We start from the raw sequence: 1,013 nt of genomic DNA, 5'->3' as shown, positions 1-1,013 counted from the left end.
AAACAACAGAATCTCTGATGTAGAAAAACTTCCAAAAAAGCGGCCAGTCGCCACTGGTCAAACCACGGACTTCATAGTCGTTAAAAATCACCGGGGACGGGGAGAGAGGCAACCATTTTGTGAAAACGCCCCAACCGTCCTCCGGTGCATTTTATGGTTATCCGTTCGGGACGGGGTGCGACGGGCTGTGGCGACTAGGAGCAATCTTGTCGCCAATTTGAAGTCTACAGTGGCGACAGTGACCGAGCAAATGTCAGCATCGCTTGTTGAAATCGTCTGCATCTGCTTTGGCGAGTTTCAGCCTTATTGCTAAGCGATAAAGCACAAAGCCTGCTATCACAAGGAAGGGAGTACTGAAAACGAGCATCCAACGAATGTACGTATCGATTGGCATGTCCAAAGAGTGCGGCACGTCAAGCAACTCGAAGCCGATTTTCCATTGCCGCATACGGAAGAGATGCATTGAAAGCGCCCGAGCGGAGAAGTAAACACCCGGAGATGCGATCGCCAGTGCAGCAGTCAAATAGCGTGCAATCAGAGGGGATTTGTTGGGCAGTGTTCGTGCCATCCAAAGCACTCTCCAGTCGGATAACGGCAGTGATCAGCGGGGACGGGCGAACGACGTGCAAGCAGACGAGAAAACGGACCACCCGTCCTCCGTTGCATCACATGGTTATCGCACGGATTTGGGTTAAACGCCGATCGCGTCACCATGATGTATCAATCGACCGAGCACCGTCAGTTTAGCCTTCGGCCCCTTCGGTGACGGTTGTTCGTTCCCTAGCAGTATCAGTTTAACGAGGTCCCAATTTGAAAGCAACAAACGACGTTGTCGGACCAAACGGTTGCCAGCGGATCATCGACAGCGCCCCCATAGCAGAACATCAATCGCCCGGAGTGTGATAACGGCGACAATCACCGAGGACGGACGGTGAATTGTCCATTTGTGAAACCTTGCAAGCCGTCCTTCGGTGCATTGTATGGTTCGCCGCGTTCTTTGTTCCGAGCAACAC

1 protein-coding gene is annotated in these 1,013 nt (G+C 52.4%); it reads right to left on the bottom strand.

Going from position 1 to position 1,013, the window contains the following annotated elements; all coding sequences use genetic code 11:
• Positions 1 to 253: 253 nt before the first annotated feature.
• Positions 254 to 568 (bottom strand): hypothetical protein, encoded by a 315-nt coding sequence (locus CA13_RS00225; RefSeq protein ID WP_146393701.1) that lies wholly within the window; start codon positions 566 to 568, stop codon positions 254 to 256.
• Positions 569 to 1,013 lie beyond the last annotated feature (445 nt).

The sequence above is a fragment of the Novipirellula herctigrandis genome (assembly GCA_007859835.1).
Lineage (GTDB): Bacteria > Planctomycetota > Planctomycetia > Pirellulales > Pirellulaceae > Novipirellula_A > Novipirellula_A herctigrandis.
This window is presented reverse-complemented; position numbering and strand designations above follow the sequence as displayed.

What these genes read in the sequence shown, in the direction of transcription:
- CA13_RS00225 (WP_146393701.1), bottom strand. Translation starts at nt 568, where the DNA reads ATGGCACGAACACTGCCCAACAAATCCCCTCTGATTGCACGCTATTTG.